The 25,401-nt window shown below is 70.4% G+C and carries 28 protein-coding genes; 10 read left to right on the plus strand and 18 right to left on the minus strand.

Going from position 1 to position 25,401, the window contains the following annotated elements; translation table 11 throughout:
• Positions 1–168: 168 nt before the first annotated feature.
• From ACFVJS_RS12660 to ACFVJS_RS12710, 11 genes are all read right to left on the minus strand, one after another.
• Entirely contained in the window at positions 169–594 is a 426-nt protein-coding gene (locus ACFVJS_RS12660) for a nitroreductase/quinone reductase family protein (RefSeq protein WP_378880297.1), read from the minus strand.
• A gap of 63 nt (positions 595–657) precedes the next feature.
• The gene (locus tag ACFVJS_RS12665; protein WP_378880300.1) at positions 658–2,271 is read right to left on the minus strand and encodes an FAD-dependent oxidoreductase; all 1,614 of its coding nucleotides are present in this window, start codon (positions 2,269–2,271) and stop codon (positions 658–660) included.
• Positions 2,268–3,515 (minus strand): NAD(P)-binding domain-containing protein, encoded by a 1,248-nt coding sequence (locus ACFVJS_RS12670; RefSeq protein ID WP_378880302.1) that lies wholly within the window; start codon positions 3,513–3,515, stop codon positions 2,268–2,270. Before ACFVJS_RS12670 ends, ACFVJS_RS12665 begins: the two co-directional genes overlap by 4 nt.
• Entirely contained in the window at positions 3,512–4,261 is a 750-nt protein-coding gene (locus tag ACFVJS_RS12675) for an SDR family oxidoreductase (protein ID WP_378880304.1), read from the minus strand. The genes ACFVJS_RS12670 and ACFVJS_RS12675 overlap by 4 nt, the downstream gene beginning before the upstream one ends.
• 17 nt (positions 4,262–4,278) lie before the next feature.
• Positions 4,279–5,763 (minus strand): aldehyde dehydrogenase, encoded by a 1,485-nt coding sequence (locus ACFVJS_RS12680; RefSeq protein ID WP_378880306.1) that lies wholly within the window; start codon positions 5,761–5,763, stop codon positions 4,279–4,281.
• The gene (locus ACFVJS_RS12685) at positions 5,760–6,389 is read right to left on the minus strand and encodes a nuclear transport factor 2 family protein (RefSeq protein WP_378880309.1); all 630 of its coding nucleotides are present in this window, start codon (positions 6,387–6,389) and stop codon (positions 5,760–5,762) included. Before ACFVJS_RS12685 ends, ACFVJS_RS12680 begins: the two co-directional genes overlap by 4 nt.
• 1 nt (position 6,390) lies before the next feature.
• Positions 6,391–6,585, minus strand: coding sequence for a ferredoxin (locus ACFVJS_RS12690; protein WP_378880312.1), 195 nt, complete (start codon positions 6,583–6,585; stop codon positions 6,391–6,393).
• Entirely contained in the window at positions 6,582–7,952 is a 1,371-nt protein-coding gene (locus ACFVJS_RS12695; RefSeq protein WP_378880314.1) for a cytochrome P450, read from the minus strand. The genes ACFVJS_RS12690 and ACFVJS_RS12695 overlap by 4 nt, the downstream gene beginning before the upstream one ends.
• Positions 7,949–8,761, minus strand: coding sequence for an SDR family oxidoreductase (locus tag ACFVJS_RS12700; protein WP_378880317.1), 813 nt, complete (start codon positions 8,759–8,761; stop codon positions 7,949–7,951). The genes ACFVJS_RS12695 and ACFVJS_RS12700 overlap by 4 nt, the downstream gene beginning before the upstream one ends.
• 112 nt (positions 8,762–8,873) lie before the next feature.
• On the minus strand, positions 8,874–10,106 hold the full coding sequence (locus tag ACFVJS_RS12705; protein ID WP_378880320.1) for a cytochrome P450: 1,233 nt from the start codon (positions 10,104–10,106) through the stop codon (positions 8,874–8,876).
• Position 10,107: 1 nt separating this feature from the next.
• Positions 10,108–10,656 (minus strand): TetR/AcrR family transcriptional regulator, encoded by a 549-nt coding sequence (locus ACFVJS_RS12710; RefSeq protein ID WP_378880322.1) that lies wholly within the window; start codon positions 10,654–10,656, stop codon positions 10,108–10,110.
• 71 nt (positions 10,657–10,727) lie between these two features.
• On the opposite strand from ACFVJS_RS12710, the gene ACFVJS_RS12715 reads away from it, so the two are divergent.
• From ACFVJS_RS12715 to ACFVJS_RS12730, 4 genes are read left to right on the plus strand one after another with little or no spacing between them, the layout of a single operon-like run.
• On the plus strand, positions 10,728–11,306 hold the full coding sequence (locus ACFVJS_RS12715) for a nucleotidyltransferase family protein (RefSeq protein WP_378880325.1): 579 nt from the start codon (positions 10,728–10,730) through the stop codon (positions 11,304–11,306).
• Positions 11,299–12,039, plus strand: a complete 741-nt coding sequence (locus ACFVJS_RS12720) for a metallophosphoesterase (protein ID WP_378880328.1) — start codon at positions 11,299–11,301, stop codon at positions 12,037–12,039. The genes ACFVJS_RS12715 and ACFVJS_RS12720 overlap by 8 nt, the downstream gene beginning before the upstream one ends.
• Positions 12,036–12,299 carry a BON domain-containing protein gene (locus tag ACFVJS_RS12725; RefSeq protein ID WP_378880330.1) on the plus strand — a complete coding sequence of 88 codons (264 nt, stop codon included), beginning with the start codon at positions 12,036–12,038 and terminating at the stop codon, positions 12,297–12,299. Before ACFVJS_RS12720 ends, ACFVJS_RS12725 begins: the two co-directional genes overlap by 4 nt.
• Before the next feature lie 6 nt (positions 12,300–12,305).
• Complete coding sequence (locus ACFVJS_RS12730) at positions 12,306–12,491, plus strand: hypothetical protein (RefSeq protein ID WP_378880333.1); 186 nt, start codon at positions 12,306–12,308, stop codon at positions 12,489–12,491.
• A 17-nt stretch (positions 12,492–12,508) separates the two neighbouring features.
• Here the strand turns inward: ACFVJS_RS12730 and ACFVJS_RS12735 are convergent, their stop codons facing one another.
• Positions 12,509–13,309 carry an enoyl-CoA hydratase/isomerase family protein gene (locus tag ACFVJS_RS12735; protein ID WP_378880336.1) on the minus strand — a complete coding sequence of 267 codons (801 nt, stop codon included), beginning with the start codon at positions 13,307–13,309 and terminating at the stop codon, positions 12,509–12,511.
• Positions 13,309–14,919: a GMC family oxidoreductase gene (locus ACFVJS_RS12740; RefSeq protein ID WP_378880339.1), complete on the minus strand. Its 1,611-nt coding sequence runs from the start codon at positions 14,917–14,919 to the stop codon at positions 13,309–13,311. The genes ACFVJS_RS12735 and ACFVJS_RS12740 overlap by 1 nt, the downstream gene beginning before the upstream one ends.
• Positions 14,920–14,981: 62 nt before the next feature.
• Here ACFVJS_RS12740 and ACFVJS_RS12745 point away from each other — a divergent pair, with 62 nt between their 5' ends.
• Positions 14,982–15,821 (plus strand): LLM class F420-dependent oxidoreductase, encoded by an 840-nt coding sequence (locus tag ACFVJS_RS12745; RefSeq protein ID WP_378880342.1) that lies wholly within the window; start codon positions 14,982–14,984, stop codon positions 15,819–15,821.
• Positions 15,822–15,998: 177 nt separating this feature from the next.
• Here ACFVJS_RS12745 and ACFVJS_RS12750 read toward each other — a convergent pair whose 3' ends face one another.
• Complete coding sequence (locus tag ACFVJS_RS12750) at positions 15,999–16,844, minus strand: alpha/beta hydrolase (protein WP_378880370.1); 846 nt, start codon at positions 16,842–16,844, stop codon at positions 15,999–16,001.
• 122 nt (positions 16,845–16,966) lie between these two features.
• On the opposite strand from ACFVJS_RS12750, the gene ACFVJS_RS12755 reads away from it, so the two are divergent.
• Together ACFVJS_RS12755 and ACFVJS_RS12760 are read left to right on the plus strand one after the other, a co-directional pair.
• Positions 16,967–17,419 carry a nuclear transport factor 2 family protein gene (locus ACFVJS_RS12755; protein WP_378880345.1) on the plus strand — a complete coding sequence of 151 codons (453 nt, stop codon included), beginning with the start codon at positions 16,967–16,969 and terminating at the stop codon, positions 17,417–17,419.
• Positions 17,420–17,441: 22 nt separating this feature from the next.
• A complete protein-coding gene (locus tag ACFVJS_RS12760) occupies positions 17,442–17,855 on the plus strand; it encodes an RpiB/LacA/LacB family sugar-phosphate isomerase (RefSeq protein WP_378880348.1) in 414 nt (137 codons plus the stop codon).
• 10 nt (positions 17,856–17,865) lie between these two features.
• On the opposite strand, the gene ACFVJS_RS12765 is transcribed toward ACFVJS_RS12760, so the two are convergent.
• From ACFVJS_RS12765 to hsaA, 4 genes are read right to left on the minus strand one after another with little or no spacing between them, the layout of a single operon-like run.
• Positions 17,866–18,447 carry a flavin reductase family protein gene (locus ACFVJS_RS12765; RefSeq protein WP_378880351.1) on the minus strand — a complete coding sequence of 194 codons (582 nt, stop codon included), beginning with the start codon at positions 18,445–18,447 and terminating at the stop codon, positions 17,866–17,868.
• A gap of 30 nt (positions 18,448–18,477) precedes the next feature.
• On the minus strand, positions 18,478–19,377 hold the full coding sequence (gene hsaC / locus ACFVJS_RS12770; RefSeq protein WP_378880354.1) for an iron-dependent extradiol dioxygenase HsaC: 900 nt from the start codon (positions 19,375–19,377) through the stop codon (positions 18,478–18,480).
• Positions 19,374–20,291, minus strand: coding sequence for a 4,5:9,10-diseco-3-hydroxy-5,9,17-trioxoandrosta-1(10),2-diene-4-oate hydrolase (gene hsaD, locus ACFVJS_RS12775; protein WP_378880357.1), 918 nt, complete (start codon positions 20,289–20,291; stop codon positions 19,374–19,376). The genes hsaC and hsaD overlap by 4 nt, the downstream gene beginning before the upstream one ends.
• A 1-nt stretch (position 20,292) precedes the next feature.
• Positions 20,293–21,486, minus strand: a complete 1,194-nt coding sequence (hsaA, locus tag ACFVJS_RS12780) for a 3-hydroxy-9,10-secoandrosta-1,3,5(10)-triene-9,17-dione monooxygenase oxygenase subunit (protein WP_378880360.1) — start codon at positions 21,484–21,486, stop codon at positions 20,293–20,295.
• A 176-nt stretch (positions 21,487–21,662) separates the two neighbouring features.
• Between hsaA and kstD the strand changes: the two genes are divergently transcribed.
• The 3 genes from kstD to ACFVJS_RS12795 form a co-directional block, all read left to right on the plus strand.
• Complete coding sequence (gene kstD / locus ACFVJS_RS12785; protein WP_378880363.1) at positions 21,663–23,375, plus strand: 3-oxosteroid 1-dehydrogenase; 1,713 nt, start codon at positions 21,663–21,665, stop codon at positions 23,373–23,375.
• Positions 23,375–24,337, plus strand: coding sequence for a MaoC/PaaZ C-terminal domain-containing protein (locus tag ACFVJS_RS12790; protein ID WP_378880364.1), 963 nt, complete (start codon positions 23,375–23,377; stop codon positions 24,335–24,337). Before kstD ends, ACFVJS_RS12790 begins: the two co-directional genes overlap by 1 nt.
• 106 nt (positions 24,338–24,443) lie before the next feature.
• Positions 24,444–25,401: FAD-dependent oxidoreductase (locus ACFVJS_RS12795; RefSeq protein WP_378880367.1), on the plus strand; the 958-nt coding region annotated here is incomplete at its 3' end.

Raw genomic sequence — 25,401 nt, forward strand, 5'->3', positions numbered from 1 at the left:
ACGTCGAGGTGACCCCCGAGCCAGCAGGCGCCGGGTGGCGGGTCGAGGTCGTACGCCGCCGCGAGCCTGCACCGGAGGCCTCCGAGGTCGCGGTGGTGAGGTTCAGCACCGGCGCGGACTTCGCCTTCGAGCCGCGCCGGTCGCTGCCCATCACACCGGTCTGAGCGGTCAGCGCCGCCGGAGCGCGAGGACCGGGATGACCCGGTCGGTCTTCGCCTCGTAGTCGGCAAAACCCGGGCTCATCGCCTTGAACCGCTCCCAGGCCTCGTCGCGCTCGGCGCCCTTCAGCTCGGTGACCTCGACCTCGACGACGCCCTCGTCGGGGGTCTCGATCTTGGTCTCCGGGTGAGCCAGGAGGTTGTGATACCAGGCCGGGTTCTCCGGCGCGCCTGCCTTGGAGGCGGCGATCAGCCAGGTGTCGGCGTCCGGGTGGAGGTTGGCCACCGGAGAGACGCGCTCCTTGCCGGTCTTGGCGCCGGTGTGGTGCACGAGCACGAGCCCGCGCCCGAACGGCACCGAGGTGACGTTGCCGTCGTTGGCACGGAACTCGTCGATGATCGACTGGTTCCAGTCCTTGTAGTCGCTGCCTGTCATCGAGTGCCTTTCCCCGAGGATCGGTTTTCACCCACTCTTACAGACAATCCCAATGCACGCCGGTCAAACTCGGGCAAGGGCCGCGATCCGCACCTGTTCCTCCCGGTCGGTCACCTTCACCCGGGGCCGGCCGATCTCCTTGCCCGACTCGCGCTCGTGGGTGTCGAGCGTGTTCCAGCCGGTGTGGTCGACCACGACCACCCCGCGTGCCGCCAACAGATCGTCGAGCGACTCACCGGTGGGCTCGGCGAGCGAGCCGGCGGCATAGTCGTCCAGGAGCGTGCGTACGGTCTCGGCGGCGCAGGCCCGGTTGGTGCCGATCACGCCGCTGGGACCACGCTTGGCCCAGCCCGCGGTATAGGTCGCCCGGGCTCCGACGACCCGGCCGGCCTCGTGCGGGAACCTGCCGGTGCCCTCCTCGCTCGGGACGCCGGGGACCCCGGCCGACCGGTAGCCGGTGGCACGGACGACCAGCCCGGCCTCGATCTCCTCGCCGGTGTCGAAGCGCACGCCGGCAACGGTGTCCGCGCCGAGGATCTCCGTGGGTGTCAGGCCGAAGCGGAGGACCAGCCGCTTGGCGGCGTTCGTACGCGGCCGACCGGCCAGGTCACGGAGCAGATCGGCCTTCTGGAGCGCCGCGAAGGTGCCGGCGTCGCGTGCGGTCAGGTCCGCCGCGGTCGGCAGCGCGGCCAGGTCGGCCTCGTCGACCACGACGTCGATGCCGGGATCGTCGGCCAGTGCGCGCAGCTCGGGGCTGGTGAAGGCGGCGTGCTCGGCGCCCCTGCGGGCGGTGACGACGACCTCGCGGATGCCGCTGGCGGCCAAGGCCGAGAGCGCGGCCGGCGCCAGGTCGGAGGCCTGCAGCGTCTCCTCGTCGGCCAGCAACAGCCTGGCCAGGTCGAGGGCGACGTTACCGTTGCCGATGACGACGGCACGCTCGTGGGCGAGCGGAAAGGTGAGCGCGGCGCGATCGGGATGGCCGTTGTACCAGCCGACGAGCTCTGCCGACGACGTCGAGCCCGGCAGCTCCTCCCCCGGCAGGCCGAGGCTTCGGCCCTCCCCGGCACCGGTCGTGTAGACCACCGCATGGTGGCCACCGAGGAGCTCCTCGTGGGTGATGTCGCGGCCGACCTCCACGTTGTAGCGGGTCCGCACCCGGCGGTGGCGTGCGGTCTTCGCGAAGCCGGAGACGATCTCCTTGGTGTCCAGATGATCGGCCGCGACGCCGTAGCGGACGAGTCCGTAGGGCGTGGGAAGCCGGTCGAGGACAGTGATCTCCACGTCGCAGCGGCGGGTGGCGGCGAGCTCCTCGGCGACGTACCAACCGGCGGGGCCGGCGCCGACCACGGCGACCCTGAGCGGGCCGGAGCCGGCGATCTTGGCCCCCGGCGGCGGCAGTGGTGCGGGCTCCTCCTGCTCGCCGGTGAACTCGAAGAAGGCGGCGTTGATGTCGGTGTAGGGCGCGAACGCGTCCGGGACCTCGTAGTCGGGGAAGATCGCGTTGACCGGGCACGCGTCCTCGCAGGCACCGCAGTCGATGCACTCGTCGGGGTGGATGTAGAGCATCTCGGCGGCGCCGAATCCCGGCTCGTCCGGCCCCGGGTGGATGCAGTCGACCGGGCAGACCTCCACGCAGGAGGCGTCGTTGCAGCAGGACTGAGTGATGACGTAGGTCATGAGCGCTGTGCCTTCCGCCGAGCCTTGCCGATCGTCTCCTCGACGACCGTGTTCATCCTGGCACCATCGGGCCACCCCGCGTAGTGGCTCAGGAACACCACGATCTCGCGCAGCTCGTCCTCGGAGAGCTCGCCGTTGGCGTACGCCGCGGGGATCTGGATCCCGAGCACGTCCGCGGCGCCGCGGCCGGCGAGCAGGCCGATCAGGAGGAGCCGGCGGTCGCGCGTGGTCAGGCCCGGGCGCTGCCAGATGTCGCCGAAGAGGTGGTCGGCGGTGTAGCGGAAGAAGTCACCCTCGCCGTCGGCCATGTCGAAGCCGTAGACCTCCTCCATCTTTCGCAGGCCCTTGGCCCGCGCCTCGGGGAGGTCGGCGAACTTCTCCTCCGGGGGCGACGTCCTCGAAGGCATCCCCAGGCCCGGAGCCAGTCGCTCGAGCGCGAGCCGGGCCAGCGGCACCTCCACGCCGAGCTTGTCGGCGAGCTCGATCGCGAAGCCGAGGTCCTTCTCCCCCAGCGCGGCCACGTGGCCGAAGACGCCATGCCAGAAGTCGGTCTCCTCGATCGGGGCCGTGGTGTCGCGGTAGAGGACGGCTCCCGGGCCGCCGGTGATCGCGTCGGTGTGGCGTACGACCTCGCCGAGCTCCTTCAGGTCCAGGCCCGCCGCCTCGGCCAGACGCTGAGCCTCGGTCGCAGCGGTGAAGGAAGCGAAGTGGAGCAGGTTTCGGGCCAGCTTCAGCTTCGTCCCGGCACCGATCTCACCGGCATGGACCACCTTCGAGCCCATCGCCGCCAGGACCGGCGCTGCCGCTGCGTACGCCTCGGGGGTGCCGCCCACGAGGATCGCCAAGGTGCCGTCGGCCGCTCCCATCGGGCCACCGGATACCGGCGCGTCGAGGACGCGCACGCCGTGCGGCTCGGCCGTCGCGGCCAGCTCGGCGGGCGTCTCCGGGGCGACCGTGGAGTGCACCAGGACCGTCAACGGCGCCTGCTCCGAGCGGTCGGCCGCGATCACCTCGGCGATGACCTGGCGGACCTGGTCGTCGTCGCGCACCATCACGCTGAGGACGTCGACGGCCGAGGCCAGCTCGGCGACCGAGGCCGCGGTCTTCGCACCGGCGGCACCGAGCTCGGCGACGGGCGCCTCGGCGATGTCGTGGACCCACAGCTCGACCCCGTCGGTGCCCGCGAGCCGGAGCGCCATCGGCTTGCCGATGTTGCCGAGCCCGACAAATCCTGCGCGTGTCACAGCCGGAACGTCCCTCCGCCGTCGACGGCGATGATCTGCCCGGAGATCCACGAGGACTCCTCGGAGAGGAGGAACTTCGCGACCCCGACCATGTCCTCGGTGGTGCCGAGGCGCTTGATCGCCATGCCCTTCGTCATCTCTCGCGCCGCGTCACCGGCCTGCACCCGGGTCGCCTCGGTGTCGGTCGGCCCGGGCGCGATCGCGTTGACCCGGATGTTCATCCCACCGAGCTCATGGGCGAGCTGTTGGGTCAGCCCGTTGATGCCGACCTTGGCGAGGCCGTAGAAGCCGGAGTAGAGGTAGGCGGCGGTCGAGGACTGGTTGACGATCGCGCCACCGCCGCGCCGCTGCATCGCCGGGTAGACCGCGCGGGTCATCACCAGGGCTCCGTTGAGGTTCACGCCCATGAACTTCTCGTAGTAGTCCCAGTCGACGGTGATCAGCAGGTCGAAGGCCATGTCGCCGTAGATCGCGGCGTTGTTGACCAGACCGTCGATCCCGCCGTACGTCTCGGTCGTCTCCGCCACCAGCGCGGCCGCCGAGGCGTGGTCGGAGACGTCGCAGCGTACGAACCGGGCGACTCCGCCGGCCGCCTCGATCTCCTTGGCGACCTGCTGCCCCTTCTCCTCGTTCAGGTCGGCGACCACGACGGCGGCCCCCTCGGCGGCCAGCCCCTTGGCGTACGCCTCGCCGATCCCCTGCGCCGCCCCGGTGACGACGACGACCTTGTCCTTGAAGCGGTCCATCTCTCCCTCTCCCGGCCTCATGCGGGCTCCGCGATCAGCTTGGTCTCCAGATACTCCTCGAAGCCCTCGACGCCCATCTCCCGGCCGAGGCCGGACTGCTTGTAGCCGCCGAAGGGGGCGTCAGGGCCGAACCACTGGCCGCCGTTGACACCGAGAGTGCCGGTGCGGATTCGGGCGGCCACCGACTTCGCGCGCTCGAGCGAGCCGGACTCGACCGAGCCGGAGAGGCCGTAGGCCGAGTCGTTGGCGATGCGTACGGCATCGTCGTCGCCGTCGTGGGCGATGACCGTGAGCACCGGCCCGAAGATCTCCTCACGGGCGACCCGGGCAGTGTTGTCGAGACCGGCGATGACCGTCGGCTCGACCCAGAAGCCGGCGGCGAGGTCGCCGTCCTGGACCGCCACGGTGCCGCCGGTGGCGAACCGGCCGCCCTCCTCCTCCGCGAGCGCCAGGTAGGCGAGGATGCGGTCGCGCTGGAGCGCGGAGATCACCGGTCCGCAGATCGTGCCGGGATCGGCCGGGTCGCCCGCGCCGAGCGAGGCCATCGTCGCGGCGGCCGCCTCGACCGCCTCGTCGTAGGACGCGCGAGGCACCAGGAGGCGGGTCGTCAGCGCGCAGCCCTGACCTGCGTGCACCGCCACCGAGAAGGCCGCGATCGAGGCGGCCGACGCCACGTCGGCGTCGTCGAGGACGATCGCCGCGGACTTGCCGCCGAGCTCGAGGAAGACCTTCTTCAGGCTCGGCGCCGCGGCCGCCATGATCGCCCGGCCGGTGGCCGTGGAGCCGGTGAAGGAGACCAGGTCGACCCGCGGGTCCTCGGCCAGCATCGCGGCCACCCGGTTGTCGCGCGGGGTGACCACGTTGAACACCCCCGGCGGGAGGTCGGTGTGCTCGGCGGCCAGGCGCCCGAGCTCGGCCGCCAGCCACGGCGTGTCCGGGGCGGGCTTGAGGACGACCGTGTTGCCGGCCGCCAGCGCCGGCCCGATCTTGGCGAGGTTGATCTGGTTGGGGAAGTTCCACGGCGTGATCGCCGCGACCACCCCGACCGCCTCCTTGCGCACGGTGCGGCGCGAGGAGATGCCCATCGTGACCCCGACGCCGAGGTCCCGCTCCCACTCATAGGACTCGGCCAGGTCGATCGTCCACCGCAGCGTGTCGACCGGGGTGTCGAACTGCGGCCCGGTCACCAGGAAGGCGGGCGCGCCGACCTCGGCGGTGGTTAGCTCGCGCAGCGCCTCGGCGTTGTCCAGGAGCGCCTGGTGCAGCTGACGTAGACAGCGGACCCGGAACGCCACGTCGGTGGACCAGTCGGTCTCGTCGAAGGCCCGGCGCGCGGCAGCGATCGCGGCGTCCATGTCCTGGGCCGTCGAGTCCGGTGCGCGCCCGATCTCCTGCCCCGTGGCCGGGTTCACGATCGCGTACGTCTCACCGGACGCGGCGGCGCCGAGCTTGCCGTCGACGAGCTGCTGGGCGGTCGGGTTGGTGGGGTTTCGGTTCGTCACGCGAGCTCCTGTCGAAGCGAAGCCAGAGACGGTTTGCTCTGGGTCACGAAGTTCCCGGCCGCGACGGGTGGCGGCCAAACGGTCGAGGGCAGGTCGGCGAGGCGGTAGTGGCCGGGCTGCTCGATGCCGTTGAGGGACATCCGCTCCAGCAGCCCGGCGGTCGCCTTCTTGGCCTTGACGATGTCGAGGAAGGTGGTTGCGGTGGACCCGAGGTCGAACCAGTCCCGCTGCCAGGCGAACTCCAGTCCGTCACCATCCGGCCGCGGCGCGACCCCGAACCACGAGCCGCCGATGCCACAGATCTCGTACTCTTCCCCGGTCGCGTCGTCGACGATCCCGGCCCGCTGCCGCCAGAACCCGATCACCATCGCGTTGACGTCGTCGATGACCGTCGCCTGGTAGTCGTAGTGCCAGCCCTCGAGCCCGGCCATCTCGGTGCCGAGCGCCCACTCCCGGATCTGCTCGCGGCCGACGGCCATGAAGTGCTCGTCGGGGGTGTACATCCAGCCGTACGTCGCGTCCTCGGCGTACAGGTCGGCCAGCGGCGCCCAGTCACCCTCAGCCTCTGCTTGACGGTTAAGGCTGAGCCAGCCGGCCCAGAACCTTTCGATCTCGGTGCGATCCACGTCAGTCCTCCAGAGTGAGAGCGAAAGCAGGGCAGTACTTCACGGCCGCCCGCGCGGCGGGTAGCTGCTCCGCGGCCGGTTCGGGGACGCGTACGACGACCTGGTAGCTGTCCTCGTCGAACCCGAAGAGCTCGGGCGACTCGGCGAGGCACTCCTGATGTCCTTGGCACAGACCCAGGTCAGCGGCGAGCTTCATGCTCTGCCACCGCCCACGGGCCGCCGCCGATAGCGGACGCGACAGGGCTGCTGGAGCTGGATCACCATCTTGGTGAAGTCGTCGGCGTACGACTCCAGCGGCTGCGCCGCCTCGAACGAGTAGTCGCGCAGGATGACCGAGAAGATCGCCTTCATCTGCATCATCGCGAACGCGTTGCCGACGCAGCGGTGCTTGCCGGCGCCGAACGGGATCCAGGTCCAGCGGTTCTGCATGTCCTCCTGGCGCGGGTCGAGGTAACGCGACGGGTCGAACATCTCCGCCTTGGGGAAGTCGTCCTCGATCCGGTTGGAGACCCGCGGCGAGGCGGCGAGCAGGGTGCCGGCCGGGATGGTCTCGCCGAGCAGCTCGAAGTCCTCGCGCACCAGCCGCATCAGGATGATCAGCGGAGGGTGCAGCCGCAGCGTCTCCTTCAGCGCGGCCTCCAGCACCGGGATCGAGCGCAGCGCCTGGAAGCTCACCTCCGAGCCATCGGCGTAGAGGTCGTCGAGCTCGGCGACGACGTCGGCCATCACCGCCGGGTTGCGGAGCAGCTCGATCATCGCCCACGACGCGGTGCCCGAGGAGGTGTGGTGGCCGGCGAACATCATCGAGATGAAGATCCCGGTGATGGTGTCGGTGTCCATGTCGATCGAGATCAGCACATCGAGCAGGTCGCGCTCCTCACGCGGGACCTTGCCCCGGGCGACCCGCTTGTCGACGATCGCCTGGACCAGCGCGACCAACCGCTCACGGGCGGCGTCGCGCCTGCGGAAGCTGTCGATGTCCGCGTAGGCGTCGACGTACGCGATCGCGTCCGTGCCGTGCTCCAGCTCGTGGTAGTGCTGGGCGAACGAGGCGTCGAGCTCCTCGCGGAACGGCTTCCCGACCAGGCAGGCCGACGTGGTGTAGATGGTCAGCTCGGCGAAGAAGTCGAGCAGGTCGATCTCTCCCTCCTCGCCCCAGCCGGCGATCATCCGGCGGATCTCGGCCTCGATCGTCTGCGCGTGCCCGCGCATCATGTCGCCGCGCAGCGCCTGGTTCTTCAGCATCTGCTGCCGCTCCTCGGGCGAGGCGTCGAAGACAACTCCCTTGCCGAAGATCGGCGTCATGAACGGGTAGGCCGCCGCCTGGTCGAGCACGTCGTCGGGTGCCCGGAAGAACGCCTCGTTGGCCTCGGCCCCGGTGACCAGGACGACGTCCTTGTCGGCGAGCCGGAAGCGGCCCAGGTCGCCGCACTCCTCGCGTACGCGGGTGAACAGCGAGATCGGGTCGACGCGCATCTCGGGCAGGTGCCCGGTGCCGCGGATGATCTCGGGGACGGTCGGGTCCTGGTCGTCCAGGACGGTGGAGACGGTGGGGATCGTCATGGTGCCTCCCGTCGGTCGCTTCGCTCCCCGGGCCCTTCGGGAACCACAGGGGCCTCGGGGTTGACGTCGATGGTGCTGATGTGGATGCCACGGGCGGCGGTCACGACCGTGATGATCGCGTCGGCCAGCGCACGGGCCTTGAGGAAATGCGGGTGTCGGGCCAGGCCCCAGCGGACCCATTGCTCCAGCACGAACCCGCCGAGCTCGGCAGGCCACTCGTTGCCGATGTCGGAGTGGGTGGGACCGGGTCGCACGATCGAGGCCCTGACGCCGGTGCCCTCGAGCTCCATCTGCAGCGCGCCGACCATGCCTTCCAGGCCCCACTTCGAGGCGGCGTACGCTCCCATGAACGGTCGTGGCCTCAGCGCCACGTCGGAGGAGAGGAAGACCAGATCACCGCGGCGGCGCTCGATCATCCCGGGTCCGAAGGCACGCAGCACCCGGTGGGCGCCGAGCAGGTTGATGTCGACCTGGCTCGCGAAGGTCTCGGTGGGCACGTCGACGGTCGCGCCGGGATGGGTGACGCCGGCGTTGCTGACCAGGACCTCGACATCACCGAGGTCGGCGGCCACCTTCGCGGCGAACCCGGCCACCGACTCCTCGGAGGTCACGTCGAGCGGGTGCGCGACCGCCTCTCCCCCGTCGGCCCGGATCGCGGCGGCGATCTCCTCGACCCGGTCGACGCGCCGCGCTCCCAGGGCGACCGGAAAGCCGGCACCGGCGAGCGCCTTCGCGGTCTCCGCGCCGATCCCCGACGACGCGCCGGTGATCACCGCCGGGCGGCGCTCAGGCTGGGCGTACTTGCTCATGCGTCCTCCCTGGACGCTGACCGAGGTAACTCGGCGAATGCGCACTTTCTTCGCGGAGCTCCACGAAGGAAGTGATCGCTCACCGAGGTACCTCGGTGAGCATCCACGGCGCTCATCGCGCCCTCCAGACGAACGAGACAGGCAGCCGCGCAAACCCGCGCACGCTCGTGGAGTGCACTCGGACAGCGCGGTCGGCGTGGACCTCGAACCCCGACGTACGCCGCACCAGCTCCGTCAGCACGACGCGAGCCTCGAGGCGGGCCAGGTTGGCGCCGAGGCAGAAGTGCCGGCCGACGCCGAAGCTCATGATCCTGCCGAGCTCGTCGGCCGGGCGGTGGACGTCGAAGACGTCCGGGGCGGTGAAGACCCGCTCGTCGCGGTTGGCCGAGCCGAGCAGGACGAGCAGCTTCGATCCGGCGGGGACGACCTGGCCGTGGAGCTCGACGTCCTGGGCGACGTAGCGGGCGAGCATCTGGCTGGAGGTGTCGTGGCGCAGGGTCTCCTCGATCCACGAGCCGACCAGCGCGGTGGCGCCCGGATCGGCGAAGACCTCGGCGAGCTGGGCGGGGTGGGCGCCGAGGTGGTAGAGCGCGTTGCCGAGCAGCTTGGTGGTGGTCTCGTTACCGGCCACCACCATCAGGAACAGGAACGCGATCACCTCGTGGTCGAGCAGCCGGTCGCCGTCGACCTCGGCCTCGACGAGCGCCGAGGTGAGATCCTCGCTCGGCCGCCTGCGCCGCCGCGCGACCATCTCGGCGTAGTAGCCGATCAGCTCCAGCGCGGCGGTCATCCCGGCCTCCGGCACATCCCGTACGCCGTCCTCCCGGTGCACCACCAGGTCGGCCAGCCGCCGCACCTCGTCGCGGTCGGCGTCGGGGACGCCCATCATCTCCGAGATGACGTCCATCGGGAGCTTGCCGGCGAGCTCCGAGATCCAGTCCACCTCGCCGGCGTCCTCGGACACCGCGGCGAGCGCGTCGAGGTAGTGGTCGGCGAGCGCCTGGATCCGCGGGGTCAGCTCGCGGACCCGCCGGGGCGTGAAGCCGGCCGAGACCAGCTTGCGCAACCGGGTCTGGGCAGCCCCGTCCAGGGCGAGGAACGACATCACCCGGTGGGCGTCGGCGTTCCAGGCGCTGGCGTCGAGCGAGACTCCCATCCGGTTGGAGAAGGACACGTCGTCCTTGACCGCGGCGTGCACGTCGGCGTGCCTGGAGAGCGCCCAGAAGTCGTCGGTGGCGTTGTAGTAGAGCGGTGCCTCTGCCCGCAGCCGGGCGTAGACCGGGTAGGGGTCCTCGTGGAAGTCGTAGTCGTAGGGGTCGAAGATCTCGGTGGCGGTGCTCGTCATCTCACTCCATCCCGACGATCACGGCGACGACCGCGGCGAGCCGGTCGGCCATCTCGTCGTAGGTCATCAGGCCCATGCCCGCCTGCAGCAGCGCGCCCGAGAAGGCAAGCAGCAGCGCCTCGCGCACGGCCGCCTCGGCGCCGTCCCCGAGCGCCGCCTCGAACCGCGCGGCGAACTCCGCCCCGATCCGAAGGCGCAGTCGCTCGACGTCGGCGTCGCTGCCCAGCAGGGCGGGCGTCACCGCCGCCGCGAGCGCGGGCTCCTCGGCGATCCGGGTGGTCAGGCCGCGTACGGTCTCCTGGACCCGCTCCGCGCGCGACCCGGCCGTCGTCGGCCCCGGCGCCTCGGTGAGGTGGCGCCAGAAGAGCTCCGCGAAGAGGTGGCTCTTGGAGGCGAGGTAGGTGTAGGCCGTCGCCGAGGAGACTCCCGCCCGCGCGGCCACCGCGCGGATCGTCAGCGCCTCGTGCCCAACCTCGCGGAGCTCCTCCAGGCCCGCGGCGAAGAGTCGCTCGGCCGTCTCCGCCTGGCGGGTGCTCGTTGCGCTGGACACGTGTCCAGATTAGAACACGTTCTCGTTTTCGGCAAGGGCTGATCGGGACCGATCCGGGGTACCGCACAGATATGCCGAGAACTGACGTGCTGGGCGAGGAGCTCCAGCGACAACGCGAAGTACTCAAGCGGGTCGGCGCGACGTTGAAGGCCGCCGAGATCCCGTTCGCCCTGGCCGGCGGCTACGCGGTCTGGACCCGCGGCGGCCCCGAGAGCACCCACGACGTCGACTTCGTCCTGCCCGAGGACTGCGTCGAGGAAGCCGTGCAGACGCTGCTCGAGAACGGCATGGAGTCGGTCGCCGCCCCCGAGGACTGGCTGGTGAAGGTCGGTCGCGACACCGTGGTCGTCGACCTGATCCACCGGCTACCGACCGGACCGGTCGACGAGGGGCTGCTGGTGCGGTGCACCGAGCTTCCGGTCGACTCCGTGATGATGCCCGTGATGTCGGCGACAGACCTGGTGGTCTCGCGCATGCTCGCCCTCAGCGAGCACGCCTGCGACCTCTCGCCGATCCTCGGCAGCGCCCGGGCGCTGCGCGAGCAGATCGACTGGCAGCTGGTGCGGCAGGAGGCGAAGCGGAGCCCGTTCGCGCAGACCGCGCTCGGCCTGCTGGACGCACTCGACATCGTGGGAGGTGACGATGCCTGATCCGATTCGTGTGGCAGCCGTGGGCGACGTACATCTCGCCGACGACCTGCGAGGACGCTACGCACCGCTGCTCGAGGGGATCTCCGCGGAGGCCGACGCGCTGCTGGTCGCCGGCGACCTCACCCAGCACGGGACGCTCGAGGAGGCTGAGGCGTTCGCCGACGAGTTCGGCGTCGCCGACGTGCCCGTCCTCGTGGTGCTCGGCAACCACGACTACCACTCCGGGGCCGAACGGGACATCACCCGGCTGCTGGAGGACCGCGGGATGACCGTGCTCGAAGGCACCTCGACCACCATCGACACCGACGCCGGCCGGCTCGGCGTCGCCGGGGTCAAGGGGTTTTGCCTCGGCTTCCTCGGCCGCTCCGCGGCCGACTTCGGAGAGCCGCAGATGAAGGCCTTCACGGGCCACGGCATCGAGACCGCCGACGTGCTGCGCAAGGCCCTCGACGACCTCGGCGACGAGCCCGACGTGACCATCGCCCTGTCCCACTTCGCCCCCGTCGACGAGACCCTGGTAGGGGAGCCGAAGGAGATCTGGCCGTTCCTCGGCAACTACCGGCTCGGCGAGGCGATCGACGAGACCGGCGTCGACCTGGCTCTCCACGGCCACGCCCACGCCGGACGAGAGAAGGGCCTCACCCCGGCCGGGGTGCCCGTACGCAACGTCGCCCAGCCGGTCATCCAGGCAGCGTTCCGGGTCTACGACGTCGTCCCCAGGAGGTCGGCATGAACGAACAGCTGGCACGAGATCTCGAGCGCGACATCGCGACCGACCCACGCACCAACGAGCTGGGCATCCGGGTCCAGGTACGCGGCGACCACCTCCTCGTCTCCGGCGAGGTGGCCTCCGAGGAGCGCCGGGCCACGGTCATCGAGGTCGTCCGCGAGCACGACACCGGGCTCGAGATCGTCGACCACATCATGCTCAGCGCCGAGCCCGGTCCCGGCGGACCGGGTCACGAGCAGATAGAGCCACCACAGAGGAGCTGATCACCGATGAACAGCGCAGTCATCGCGGTCACGATCGGGATGATCGTGTTCTGGACCGTCCTGATGCTGATCGCCGCATTCCTCGACCGGCGTCGCGGCCGCCAGATCGAGCGCGATCTCACCGAGATGGAGCGCAAGCACAACCTGGACGGCAGCGACCGGTACGGGAGCTTCGACCACCGGCCCCACTGACTCCGGACCGGGCCGGCTCAGGCCCCCGGCGGAAGCCTGGTGAAGTCGGGCTCGCGGCCCTCGGCGAAGGCGACCAGCGCCTCGATGTTGGCCGGACCACCGAGCAGCTCGGCGAACTTGGCGTTCTCCAGCTCCCGGGCGGCCTCGATCCCCGCGCGCAGGGGTGCCGTCATCGTCTCCTTGACCGCGACCAGGCTGCTGATCGGCCGAGCGGCCAGCGTCGCGGCGTGCCGCCAGGCCACCGCGAGGAGCTCGTCGGGCTCGGTGACGCGCCACACGAGTCCCATCTGCTGAGCCTCCTCCGCACCGACCCACTCCCCCGACATCAGCATCCAGGCGGCGTTCTGACGGCCGATCAGACGCGGGAACAGGAAGCTGGAGGCCGCTTCCGGCGCGACCCCGAGGGTGGTGAACGGCGTCTTGAACCTCGCCGCGGTGGAGGCGAAGACCAGGTCGGCGTAGCCGAGCAGGGTCGCGCCGATGCCGAGGCCGAGCCCGTTGACCGCGACGACCAGCGGCTTGGAGAACGCCACCAGCGAGTCGAGAAGGCCGATGAACCCGTGCGAGGAGCCGTCGCCGGAATCCTCGCCGGCACCTGTGGCCGTCTCCTTCATCTCGACCAGGTCGGTGCCTGCCGAGAAGGCCCGCCCGGTCCCGGTCAGCAGCACGACGGCCACCTCGGGGTCCTCGTCAGCGGCGCGCAGCGCCTCGGCGAGCGCGACGTAGAGAGCCTGGTTGAAGGCGTTGAGCTGGTCGGGGCGGTTGAGGGTCAGCGTGCGGACCCGATCGCGGTCCTCGCTGAGGAGCAGGTCGGACATCAGGCCGCCCCGAGGATGAGATCGGCGGCGCGCTCCCCGATCATGATCGCGGGCGCGTTGGTGTTGCCACCGGTGATCGACGGCATCACGCTGGCGTCGGCCACCCGCAGCCCGTCGATGCCGCGCACCCGCAGGGACGGGTCGACCACCGCACGTTCGTCCGAGCCCATCCGGCAGGTGCCGACGCCGTGATAGACGCTGTGCACGATGTTGGGCAGCAGCTCACGGGTGGCCTCGGCACCGGCGTAGTCCGGGCCCGGCGTGATCTCGCCCTCGTTGTCACCGAGGCCGACCATCATCTCGCGCACCTTCGCGATCCCGTCCAGGAGCACCTCGGTGTCCTTGTCCGCCTTCAGGTACGCCGGGTCGAGCAGCGGGTGCGCCAGCGGGTCGGCGCTGGCCAGACGTACGGTGCCCCGGCTCTCGGGGTAGATCAGCGTCGGCAGGATGCACAGGCCGGGCTTGCTCGTCGGCGGCCGGATCGCCTTCTCGCCGTCCTGGTTCGGGAACGGGTAGACCCAGTAGAGGACGTGCAGCTGCAGGTCGGGGACCTGGCCGGCCAGGGCGCTGCGTACGAAGCCGAAGGCCTCGAACTGCGAGCCGGCCGCCCAACCCTTGCGGGTGAGCCGCGACGTCGCGAAGCCGGCGGCGAAGTAGGCGGGCGTGGGTCGCCGCAGCGCGGAGTCCATCCGGAAGGAGACGGGCACGAAGAGGTGGTCGTGGAAGTTGTCGCCGACCGGGAGGTCGGCATGGACCTCGATGCCGTGCTCGCGGAGGTGTGCGGAATGACCGATTCCGGACAGCATCAGCAGGTGCGGCGAGCCGTAGACGCCGGCCGAGACGACGACCTCGCGGGTCGCCCGGATCGTCTGCTTCTCACCGTCGGCGCCGACCACTTCGACACCGGTCGCGCGCGAGCCTTCGATGCGTACCCGGGTGACCTGCGCCTTGGTCAGGATCAGCAGGTTGTCCAGGGGCCGGTCGCGCAGATAGGCCTTGGCGGCGGAGTATCTGCGCCCCGCGGACGCGGAGAGCTGCACGACGCCGACGCCCTCCTGCTCCTTGCCGTTGTAGTCGTCGAGCGCGCTCACCCCGAGCCGCTTGGGCGCCTCGTCGAGCCAGGTCTGCGCGGCCGGGGTGAGGCCCTTCTGGTAGCGCACCTTCACCGGTCCGTCCTCGCCGCGGAACTCGTCCGCGCCACCCTCGAAGTCCTCCATCCGCTTGAAGGCGGGCAGCACGTCGTCGTAGGACCATCCCGTCGCGCCATCGGCCGCCCAGTCGTCGAAGTTCTGCCGGTTGCCGCGCACCCAGAGCATGCCGTTGATCGAGGAGGAGCCGCCCAGCACCTTGCCGCGCGTCATCGGGATCACCCGGTCGAGGGCGGCGCTCTGCGGGACCGACTTGTAGCACCAGTCGACCAGCTTCTTCAGCTGCGGCGTGGAGAGCATCGCGGCGACAGCGCCCGGGAGCTCGAGGAGGTTCTTGATCCCGAAGGCGGTGTCCTTGGTGCCCGCCTCGATCACGATCACGCTGGCACCGCTCTCGGCCAGCCTGCGGGCGGCGGCGCACCCGGCACTCCCGGCTCCCACGACGATGTAGTCGGCTTCCATGTTCACTTCTCTCTCCCGGTGATCCCTTCCGGAAAGACTAGAACACGTTCTACTGTTGTGTCATGCGCCACGGCATCGTCCTGTTCACCTCGGACCGCGGCATCGCGCCCGCCGAGCTCGCCTCCGCCGCCGAGGAGCGCGGCTTCGACACGTTCTACGTGCCCGAGCACACCCATATCCCGGTACGCCGCGACGCCCTGCACCCCACCGGCGGCGCCGAGCTTCCCGACGACCGCTATCTGCGCACGCTCGACCCCTGGGTGACGCTGGGAACCTGTGCCGCGGTGACCTCACGGATCGGCCTCTCGACCGCGGTCGCACTTCCGGTCGAGTCCGACCCCATCACCCTCGCCAAGACGATCGCGACCCTCGACCACCTCTCCGGCGGCCGGGTCTCGCTGGGCGTCGGGTTCGGCTGGAACACCGACGAGCTCACCGACCACGGGATCCCGGGCGAGCGCCGGCGCACCGCACTGAAGGAGTACCTCGAGGCGATGCGCGCCCTGTGGACCGAGGAGGAGGCGGCCTACGACGGGGAGTTCGTCTCCTTCGGCCCCTCCTGGGCCTACCCGAAGCCTCCCCAGGGCCGGATCCCGGCGATCGTCGGCGCCGGCGGCGGACCCAAGACGCTGCGCTGGATCGCCCGCAACGCCGAGGGCTGGATGTCGACCCCGACCGAGGCCGGCATCGGCGACAAGGTCAAGACCCTTCAGGACGAGTGGGAGTCGGCCGGTCGCGAGGGCAAGCCCGAAGTCCGGGTGCTCGTCGCCAAGAAGCCGACCGCGGAGGACCTGGCGGAGTGGTCCGTCGCCGACGAGCTGATCTGGGGCGTCCCCGACACCGAACCCGCGGGAGTGCTCACTCACCTCGACAAGCTCGCCACCCGCCTGGATCTGATCTGACCGCCGACTCGGCACGACCGTCCCGTCAGCCATCGCCGACTCGGCGCAACTGTCCCAGCTGTCGACGCCCACTCGGCGCGAATGTCCCGGATTCGTGGAGCAGTTGCGCCGACTCGGCACGCTCACGCGAGACAGATGCGCCGACTCGGCATCCTCACGCGGGACAGATGCGCCGGGTCAGCGTTGTCTACTGATCAGTACCTGGTTGAGGAAGGTCACCACGCGGGCCAGGCCGGCGCGCGACGCGGGCGAGATGCCGGGCAGGGTGAGGTAGGCATGGGTCGCCAGGGTCGGGCAATGGACGGCGACCTCCACCCCGGCCGTACGCAGCGCAGCGGCGTAGCGCTCGGCATGCCGGCGCAGGGGGTCGAACCGCGCGGTGAGGATGAGTGCCGGCGGCAGGCCCGCATGGGAGGCCGCGCGCAGCGGCGAGACCGCCCATTCCTCGGCCCGCGACCCGTCCCCGCCGAGGTAGTGCTCCACGATCCCGCCGAGTCCGGGCCCGCGCAGGCCGACGAGGTCGACGACCGGATAGATGAGCACCTGCCCGCGGATCCGCGGCGCGCCCTCGTCGCGGGCGCGTAGGGCCACCACGGCCGCGAGGGTGCCGCCGGCGCTGTCGCCGAGCACCACGATCCGGTCGGCGTCGGCGCCCAGGTCATCGGCGTGGGCAACCACCCAGTTCAGCGCGGCCCAGCAGTCCTCGACCGCCGCGGGATAGGGGTGCTCGGGAGCCAGCCGGTAGGCCGGTGCGACGACGACAGCGCCCGTGCGAGCCGCGATCCGCCCCGCCATCCAGCGCGACTGCTCCGGCGACCCCCAGCACCAGCCGCCGCCATGGAAGGCCAGCACGATCGGCCGTCCTGCGGCAGAGGTCACCGGCGCTCGCGGGACGTGCACACGCAGCCGGATCCCGCCTGCCTGCACCTCTCGCCTCACCGCTGCCGGGTCGTCGGCACCGAAGACCCAGGTCAGGCGGCGGTTCGCCAGCAGTGCCGCACGCCGCTCGCGCAGCTCGACCATCCCGTCCACACCGCGATCCTGCACCTCGACGGCGGTCCACGTCGTGACATATGGCCGACCGGCGGCCGAACGTCAGCCCACGACCCGCCCATTTATAGAACACGTTCTACTATGATCGGGTCATGAGTGACATCAGGGAGATCGAGCAGCTCAAGTTCCGCTACGTACGCCTCCTCGACACCAAGCAGTGGGACGAGTTCGCCACGTGCTTCAGCGATGACGCCACCGCCGACTACGCCGGACTCTCCTTCAGCTCCCCGGGCGACCTGGTCGACTACATGCGCACCAACCTGCCCGCCGAGATCATCACGATGCACCACCTCCACCACCCCGAGATCACGGTCGACGGCGATGCGGCCACCGGCCGTTGGTACCTCCACGACAAGGTCTTCGCCCCGGCCTTCGAGTTCGTGCTCGAGGGTGCCGCTTTCTACGAGGACCGCTACGTGCGTACGCCCCAGGGCTGGCGCATCGCCCACACCGGCTACGAGCGCACCTGGGAGCTCACGACCAGCCTGAAGGACCAGCCCAGCGCGAAGCTCGTCGGTCCCGGCGGACCGGCGACGCACGCCTGAGAACAGCGATAGGTTCGACCCCATGCGGATCGCCTTCGGAAGTGACGACGAGAACGAGACGACTCGAGCCGTGCTCGCCGAGCTGCGTGAGCGCGGTGAGGTCGAGGTCGTCGACACCGACTCCTGGCCCGACCTCGGCGCCGGCATCGGCCGGTCCGTCGTCGAGGGGCGCGCCGACGTCGGCGTGGTGATGTGCTGGACCGGCACCGGCACGGCGATCGCCGCCAACAAGATACCCGGCGACCGCGCCGCGCTGGCCTGGGAGCCCTGGATCGCCCGCGGCGCCCGGCTGTGGAACGACGCCAACGTCTTGGCGATGAGCCTCAAGCGGCTCGCCCCCGACGTCGCCGTCGAGGTCACCCGGGCGTTCCTCGACGAGCCCGAGCCCGACCCCGACGAGGCCGAGGCCATCCGCCGCCTCGACGAGCTACCCTGACGGACCCGCCTCAGCCGAGCTCACGGTAGTTGCTGCGGAAGAAGAGCAGCGGCTCGGTGGCGGAGCCTTCCTCGAGGTCGAGGACGCGGCCGACGACGAGGTAGTGGTCGCCCTCCTCGTGGACCGAGTGGACGGCGCAGTCGAGGTAGCCGACGGCGCCGGACAGGTGCGGGTCGCCGTGGTCGGCCGAGGGCGTCCAGGAGATGTCGGCGTACTTGTCGGCCGCACGCGAGGCGAACTGGTTGGAGACCGCCTCCTGGCCGGCAGCGAGGATGTTGACCGAGAAGTGCCCGGCGCGACGGATCCGAGCCCAGGCGCGCGAGGACTTCGTGGGCGCGAACAAGATCAGCGGCGGCCGCAGCGACACCGAGGAGAACGACTGGCAGGTCATCCCGACCGGTCCCTCCGCGGTCTGCGCCGTGATCACGGTGACCCCGGAGGCGAACCGGCCCAGCACCGTACGGAACCGGGCGTCCGCCTCCGCATCGGCAGGGGTCTCCGGCGGTGACGGTGGCGCCTCGAAGTCGAAGCGACCGTGGAAGGACTCGATCAGCTCCGGATGCGGCCAGCTCTCGGCGGCATCGGGAGACATCCCATCAGGCACCTCTATACGCATACCCGATCACTGGCCTACGCCGAAGTCGTGACCCCAGTACGAGACGGCTGTCGACTCGCGGGCGACCCACTTCTGGTCGTCGACCTGCAGCCCCTCGGTGCCGAACTCGATGTCGAAACCGCCCGGCGACTTCACGTAGAAGGAGACCATCTCGTCGTTCATGTGCCGACCGAGGGTCGCCGAGAGCTTCGCGCCGTACTTCTTGACCCGCTCCAGCGCCCGGCCGACGTCGTCGAGCTTGTCGACCTCGAGCATGATGTGGACGCACTTGGAGTCGTTGGGGAACGGCAGGAACGCCAGCGAGTGGTGACGCGGGTTGATCCCGAGGAAGCGCAGCCAGATCTTGGTGCCGGGCTCCTTGCCGGCGAACTCGCCGGGCATGCTCATCGAGTCGCGCAGCCGGAACCCGAGCGTGTCGCGGTAGAACTCCAGCGCCTGTACGTCGTCGCTGACCGGGATCACCACGTGGCCCATTCCCTGGTCGCCGGTCACGAAGGTGTGGCCGTAGGGCGAGACCGCGGGGCGGCGCTCGTAGGTGATGCCGTGGAAGAGTTCGAAGACGTTGTCGAAGGGATCGCGAAAGCGCACCATCTCCTGCACCCGGCGCTCGGCGAGCTCCTCGGGGGCGCCCTCCTCCACCTCGACACCGGACTTCTCCAGGTGCTCACGGGCCTGCGCCAGCGCGGTGTGATCGGCGACCTCCCAGCCGACGCAGCTGAGCTGGTCCGCCTCGCCTGGCTCGATCACGAGCCGGGCCGAGACCTCGTCGATGCGGTAGTAGAGGTGCTCCGGGTTCGGCCCCTTGGCCGTGACCAGTCCGAGGACCTTCTCCGCGAACGTACGCCACGCCTCCAGGTCGGTGCTGGCGACGCGTACGTAGCCCATGGACTTGATGTCGATGCTCATCGCTTCTCCTCGGCAGTACGCTCCTTGTGCCTCTTCAAGAACGAGACCGCGATCTCGCGGAACTCGTCGGCGGCCTCGATCTGTGCCCAGTGCCCACAGCGCGGGAAGACATGCAGCTGCGCCTTGGGGATCAGCTTCAGGGCAGGGAACGCGCCGTCGAGCGGGTTGACCCGGTCCTCGCGTCCCCAGGTGAGCAGGGTGTGGTGCTTGAGCCGGTGCGCCTCGCGCCAGAGCATGCCGTCCTCGGCTGTCTCGGGGTTGTAGAAGGACCATCCCATCGACGCCATCGCCTCGCGCGCGCCGGGCGCAGTGGCGTCCGCGAACCGCTCCTCGACCAGCTCGTCGGTGACCAGCTTCTGGTCGACGACCATGGTCGAGATGAAAGCCCGCAGCGCCTCCCGCGTGGGGTCGCCGGAGAAGTCCATCAGGCGCTGTACGCCCTCGGTGGGATCGGCATGGAAGAGGTTGAGCGAGAGCCCGCCCGGCCCCATCAGCACCAGCCGTCCGACCCGATCGGGGTAGGTCAGCGCGATCCGCATCGCGGTGCCACCGCCGAGCGAGTTGCCCAGCAGGTGCACCTTCTTCAGGCCCAGCTCGTCGAGCAGCGCGATCACGGCGTCGCCGGCGAAACGGTAGTAGTTGCCCACCACCTCCGGCTTGTCCGAGGCGCCGAACCCGGGCTGGTCGACCAGGATCGTGCGGAAGTCGGCCGCGAACCCCTCGAGCGCCGACCCGAAGTTGGACCACGACGAAGCCCCGGGACCCCCGCCGTGAAGCATGACGAGGGGGGTCTCGACAGGCTCGACCGCCGAGGCGTCGCGCGAGTCCAGGTCGTAGTAGCGCAGCGAGATCTCCCCCGCCGCCTCCGTCTTGATACGGACGTCGTGGGCGACGTCCTCCTTCACCAGAGCCATGTCAGTACATCCCCGGGTCGACCTTGTGCCCGAACTCGGAGGCGCCGTACATCTGCAGCGCGCGCTCGGGGTCGTTGGCGGCGTGGACGCGGCCGGCGTGGGCGTCGCGCCAGGCGCGCTGGAGTGGTGTGCCGTTGGCCAGGGCCCGGCCGCCGGAGGCCTCGAAGAGCAGGTCGATCGCGTCGATCGCCCGCTGCGTACCGAGGACCTGGTCGCGGCGGATCCGCAGCCGCTGGGAGATCGGGATCTTCTCGCCGCGTGCGACGTAGGCCTGCTGCTCGCGGATGTTGGCCATCAGCAGCGCCCAGGCGGCGTCGATGTCGGAGGACGCTGTCGCGACACGAACGGCCGCGAACGGGTCCAGGGACGCCTTCTCACCGTAGGAGGCGCGGACCCGGTTCTGCTGCATCGTGACGTGCTCGTCGTAGGCGCCGCGGGCCATGCCGATGATCGGCGTGGTGATCGTGGTGGTGAACAGCGAGTGGAACTGCAGCTTGTAGAGGTCGCCGGTGTTGACCGCCTGGCCGGGGCCCTTGCACCGTCCGGTCTCGGCCATCGAGAGCGTGAACGTCTCCGGGACGAAGACGTCCTCGACCACGATGTCGTTGGAGCCGGTGCCGGCCAGGCCGACGACGTTCCAGACGTCGACGATCTCGTAGCGCTCGCGGGGCACCAGGAACGTACGGAAGTCGACCACCTGGCCCTCGTCGTTGAAGACGAGACCGCCGAGCAGCACCCACGTGGCGTGCGCGCAGCCGGAGGAGAACGACCAGCGTCCGGAGAGGTTGAAGCCGCCCTCGGTCAACGACGCCTTGCCCATCGGGGCGTAGGAGGAGGAGACCCGGGTGTCCGGGTCCTCGCCCCAGACCGCCTGCTGCGCCTCGTCGTCGAACAGCGCGATCTGCCAGGGGTGCACGCCCAGGACGCTGGCGACCCAGCCGGTCGAGCCGCAGGCAGAGGCGATGTCGCGTACGCAGGTGTAAAAGTCCACCGGGTCGGCCTCGAGCCCGCCGAACCGGGCCGGTTGCAGCAGCTTGAAGAAGCCGACCTCCTCCAGCTCCTTCACGCTCGACTCGGGAACGACCCGCAGGCGCTCGGTCTCCTCGGCGCGCTCCCTGATGGTGGGCAGCAGGTCCTGCACCCCGTCCCTGACGGTCTGTGCGTCCTTGTGGGGGCGCTGTGTCGGTTCGCTCACCGCTCTGCCTTCCTGCATGGTGTCCCAGATGTCGTCGGTCGGCGCGGTCCGCGCGCTGCCGATGGATCAATACTAGAACACGTTTCAGTTTTGTCGAGTCCTCGGGCGCGTTTCGCCGACTGTCATCTATGGTAGAACGTGTTTCAGTTCCGGGACAGACGAGGTTGAGGAGCACCATGGAGAAGTCGACGACCGAGGCGGCCGGAGGCGAGGAGACGTACGACGTCGTCGTCGTGGGCGCCGGAGGTGCCGGGATGACCGCCGCGCTGGCGGCCGCCCGCCGCCACGGGCTCGAGACCGTCGTCATCGAGAAGAGCGCCTACTTCGGCGGGTCGACGTCCCGCTCCGGCGGCGGCGTGTGGATCCCACGCAACCACGCTCTCCAGGCCGCCCATCAGAAGGACTCCCCCGAGGCCGCGAGTCGCTATCTCGAGTCGATCGTCGGCGACGTCGTGCCGGCCGAGCGCCGCGAGACGTTCCTCGACCGCGGTCCGGAGGTCCTCTCCTTCGTCTGCGAGAAGACGCCGGTGCGATTCACCTGGGTGCCCGACTACTCCGACTACCACCCCGAGGCGCCTGGAGGCCGCGGCGCCGGCCGCTCCGTGGAGCCGGTCCCGCTCGACGCCCGGATCATCGGCCCCGAGCTCGACCGGCTGCACCCGCCCTACACCAAGTCACCGGCCAACATGGTCGTCACCCAGGCCGACTTCCGGAAGATCAGCCTCGGCATGCGCACGATCCGGGGCCCGATCACGATGGTCAAGATCGCGGTGGCGCGGATCCTCGCCGGCCTGCTCGGGAGAAAGATGTACGCCATGGGCGCAGCGCTCGCGATCGCCCTGCGCAAGGGGCTCATGGACGCCGGCGTCCCGATCCGCTACGAGACCGAGCTGGTCGGTCTGGTCACCGAGGGCGGCCGGGTCATGGGCGTCGAGGTGCGCCGCGGAGAGTCTGGCGCGACGAGCGTGATCCGGGCGCGGCGCGGCGTGATCCTGGGCTCCGGCGGGTTCGAGCGGAACCTGGAGATGCGCGAGAAGTACCTGCCCGCCCCGACCTCGGTCGAGTGGACCACCGGCGCCTTCTCCAACACCGGCGGCGGCATCCTCGCCGGGATCGCGGCCGGCGCGGACACCGACCTGATGGACGAGTCCTGGTGGGGCCCGACGATCCCGTTCCCGGGCCGCCCGTGGTTCGCGCTCGCCGAGCGCAACCTGCCCGGCTCGATCATCGTCAACGGTGCCGGCAAGCGGTTCATGAACGAGGCACTCCCCTACGTGGAGGCCGTCCACGAGATCTATCGCGGCCAAGAGACCGGCATCTCCCACGTCCCGGCCTGGCTGGTCTTCGACCAGCGCTACCGCAACCGCTACATCTTCGCCGGGCTCGGCCCGGGGCAGCCGTTCCCGGGGCGCTGGCTCAAGAGCGGGGTCGTCGTGAAGGCGTCGACGATCGAAGCGCTCGCGGAGAAGATCGAGGTGCCCGTCGACGGCCTGCGCGAGACCCTCGCCCGGTTCAACGGCTTCGCCGAGTCGGGCGTCGACGAGGACTTCCACCGCGGCGAGTCGACCTACGACAAGTACTACTCCGACCCCACCGTCAAGCCGAACTGCTCGCTCAACGTCATCGACCAGGCACCCTTCTACGCCGTCAAGATGGCTCCCGGCGACCTCGGCACCAAGGGCGGCCTGGTCACCGACGAGCGCGCCCGCGTCCTGCGGCCCGACGGGTCCGCCATCGAGGGTCTGTACGCCGCCGGCAACGTCTCCTCCGCCGTCATGGGCCGCACCTACGCCGGCCCCGGCGCCACCATCGGCCCCGCCTTGGTCTTCGGCTACCTGGCCGCCGAGGACTGCGCCCTGAAGGCTGTCTCACCCGAGGAGGGCAACTGATGCCCATCGACCCCGTCAAGGCCATCGGCGCCTCGCTGCCGTCGCAGTCGTTCTCCTGGACCTCCTCCGACGTGCTGCTCTACCACCTCGGCATCGGCGCCGGCTCGCGTCCCGGTGACGCGACCGACCCCGCCGCACTGCGCTACACGCTCGACTCCGACGCGCTGACCGTGCTCCCGTCGTTCGGCGTCGTGGCTCCGACCTTCCACGTCACCGAACCGCCCTCGCTCGACCTCCCCGGCTGCGACATCGACCTGGCCTCCGTCCTCCACGGCTCCCAGGAGATCCACGTCGACGGCCCGATCCCCACCTCCGGGGAGGCCGTCGTCTCCACCCGGATCGCGGAGGTCTGGGACAAGGGCAAGGCCGCCGTCATCGTCCAGGAGGGCGTCGCCACCACCCCCGACGGCGACCCGCTGTGGACGGTCAGGAGCTCGATCTTCGTACGCGGGGAGGGCGGCTTCGGCGGCGAGCGCGGGCCGTCGACGTCGGTGCCGGTTCCCGACCGCGCGCCCGATGCTGTGGCTGCGTACGACGTCACGGAGCAGCAGGCGCTGCTCTACCGGCTGTGCGGCGACCGCAACCCGCTGCACGCCGACCCCGCCTTCGCCGCGAAGGCCGGCTTCCCCAAGCCGATCCTGCACGGGCTGTGCTCCTACGGGATCGTGCTGCGCGAGGCGACCGGGCTGCTCCTGGACGGTGACGCGACCCGGGTGGCCGGGTTCGGCGCCAGGTTCGCCGGGATCGTCTTCCCCGGCGAGACGATCGCGATCGAGGCGTGGGACGAGGAGCCCCGGATCCTGCTGAGGGCGACGATCTCGTCGACCGATGCGGCCCGCGACGGCGCCCCGGTCCTCGCCGACTGCTACCTGGAGGCGACCGGAGCGAGGTCGAGCGGCGAGCTTGCTCGTCCGCTCGCGCCGAGCGAGCGAGCGACCGAGCGAAGCGAGGAGGTGCGATGAGCCGCGCGGGCCGAAACAGCTGTAACACGCTGTTCGTAGGACTACTCGCCCTACTCGAACGACCGGATAGTCCTACGAACGACGTGTTACACAGGAGGGCGGCAGCATGAGCGGGACGGCACTCCCCGACGTACTCTCCCCCGCCGACGTCGAGGAACGCTTCGGCGGCTGGTCGGAGGAGACCGACGTGGTCGTGGTCGGCTTCGGCGTTGCCGGCGGGGCCGCTGCGCTGGAGGCCGCGCGAGCCGGCGCCCGCACCATCCTCCTGGAGCGTGCCGCCGAGCCAGGCGGCACCTCGGCGATGGCCGGCGGCCACTTCTATCTCGGCGGTGGCACCGCGGTGCAGAAGGCCACCGGGATCGAGGACTCGGCCGAGGAGATGTTCAACTACATCCACGCTGTCTCCAAGGATCCCGAGGACGACAAGATCCGGGCCTACTGCGACGACTCGGTCGAACACTTCGACTGGCTCGAGGCGCTGGGGTTCGAGTTCGAGCGCTCCTTCTGGCCCGGCAAGGCGGTGATCCAGCCCGGCACCGAGGGGCTGATGTACACCGGCAACGAGAAGGTCCACCCCTTCCGTGACCTCGCCGTCCCGGCGCCGCGAGGCCACAAGGTGCCCGTCCCGGGCGACACCGGCGGCGCCAAGCTGGTCGTCGACCGGATGGCCGACCGGCTCGCGGAGACCTCGGCGGTGGTCCGCTACGAGACCGGCGCCACCAACCTGGTGATGGAGGGTGACCGGGTCGTCGGGCTGGCCTGGCGCCGGTTCGAGGAGCGTGGCGCGATTCGCGCGAAGGCGGTGATCCTCGCCGCCGGCGGCTTCGTCGGCAACGCCGACATGGTCGCCGAGCACACGCCCAGGCTCGGCGAGAAGCTCTTCCCGCTGGCCTCGACCTACGACGACGGCCTGGGGCTGCGTCTGGGCGCGTCCGCGGGCGGCCGCTGGCGGTTCATGGACGAGCCGTTCCAGACCGCGCCGTTCTACCCGCCGTCGATCCTGCTGACCGGCATCATCGTCAACAAGCACGGCAAACGGTTCGTGGCCGAGGACTCCTACCACG

The organism is Nocardioides sp. NPDC057772, assembly GCF_042798075.1.
Taxonomy (GTDB): domain Bacteria; phylum Actinomycetota; class Actinomycetes; order Propionibacteriales; family Nocardioidaceae; genus Nocardioides.

Bases quoted from the DNA above. Each gene is read 5' to 3' on its own strand.
- ACFVJS_RS12660 (WP_378880297.1), bottom strand. From the start codon at position 594: ATGACAGGCAGCGACTACAAGGACTGGAACCAGTCGATCATCGACGAG.
- ACFVJS_RS12705 (WP_378880320.1), bottom strand. From the start codon at position 10,106: ATGACGAGCACCGCCACCGAGATCTTCGACCCCTACGACTACGACTTC.
- ACFVJS_RS12665 (WP_378880300.1), bottom strand. From the start codon at position 2,271: ATGACCTACGTCATCACTCAGTCCTGCTGCAACGACGCCTCCTGCGTG.
- ACFVJS_RS12675 (WP_378880304.1), bottom strand. From the start codon at position 4,261: ATGGACCGCTTCAAGGACAAGGTCGTCGTCGTCACCGGGGCGGCGCAG.
- ACFVJS_RS12740 (WP_378880339.1), bottom strand. From the start codon at position 14,919: ATGGAAGCCGACTACATCGTCGTGGGAGCCGGGAGTGCCGGGTGCGCC.
- ACFVJS_RS12720 (WP_378880328.1), top strand. From the start codon at position 11,299: ATGCCTGATCCGATTCGTGTGGCAGCCGTGGGCGACGTACATCTCGCC.
- ACFVJS_RS12730 (WP_378880333.1), top strand. From the start codon at position 12,306: ATGAACAGCGCAGTCATCGCGGTCACGATCGGGATGATCGTGTTCTGG.
- ACFVJS_RS12750 (WP_378880370.1), bottom strand. From the start codon at position 16,844: ATGGTCGAGCTGCGCGAGCGGCGTGCGGCACTGCTGGCGAACCGCCGC.
- kstD (WP_378880363.1), top strand. From the start codon at position 21,663: ATGGAGAAGTCGACGACCGAGGCGGCCGGAGGCGAGGAGACGTACGAC.
- ACFVJS_RS12690 (WP_378880312.1), bottom strand. From the start codon at position 6,585: ATGAAGCTCGCCGCTGACCTGGGTCTGTGCCAAGGACATCAGGAGTGC.
- ACFVJS_RS12790 (WP_378880364.1), top strand. From the start codon at position 23,375: ATGCCCATCGACCCCGTCAAGGCCATCGGCGCCTCGCTGCCGTCGCAG.
- hsaC (WP_378880354.1), bottom strand. From the start codon at position 19,377: ATGAGCATCGACATCAAGTCCATGGGCTACGTACGCGTCGCCAGCACC.
- hsaD (WP_378880357.1), bottom strand. From the start codon at position 20,291: ATGGCTCTGGTGAAGGAGGACGTCGCCCACGACGTCCGTATCAAGACG.
- ACFVJS_RS12765 (WP_378880351.1), bottom strand. From the start codon at position 18,447: ATGTCTCCCGATGCCGCCGAGAGCTGGCCGCATCCGGAGCTGATCGAG.
- ACFVJS_RS12760 (WP_378880348.1), top strand. From the start codon at position 17,442: ATGCGGATCGCCTTCGGAAGTGACGACGAGAACGAGACGACTCGAGCC.
- ACFVJS_RS12695 (WP_378880314.1), bottom strand. From the start codon at position 7,952: ATGACGATCCCCACCGTCTCCACCGTCCTGGACGACCAGGACCCGACC.
- ACFVJS_RS12745 (WP_378880342.1), top strand. From the start codon at position 14,982: ATGCGCCACGGCATCGTCCTGTTCACCTCGGACCGCGGCATCGCGCCC.
- ACFVJS_RS12755 (WP_378880345.1), top strand. From the start codon at position 16,967: ATGAGTGACATCAGGGAGATCGAGCAGCTCAAGTTCCGCTACGTACGC.
- ACFVJS_RS12725 (WP_378880330.1), top strand. From the start codon at position 12,036: ATGAACGAACAGCTGGCACGAGATCTCGAGCGCGACATCGCGACCGAC.
- ACFVJS_RS12715 (WP_378880325.1), top strand. From the start codon at position 10,728: ATGCCGAGAACTGACGTGCTGGGCGAGGAGCTCCAGCGACAACGCGAA.
- ACFVJS_RS12700 (WP_378880317.1), bottom strand. From the start codon at position 8,761: ATGAGCAAGTACGCCCAGCCTGAGCGCCGCCCGGCGGTGATCACCGGC.
- ACFVJS_RS12735 (WP_378880336.1), bottom strand. From the start codon at position 13,309: ATGTCCGACCTGCTCCTCAGCGAGGACCGCGATCGGGTCCGCACGCTG.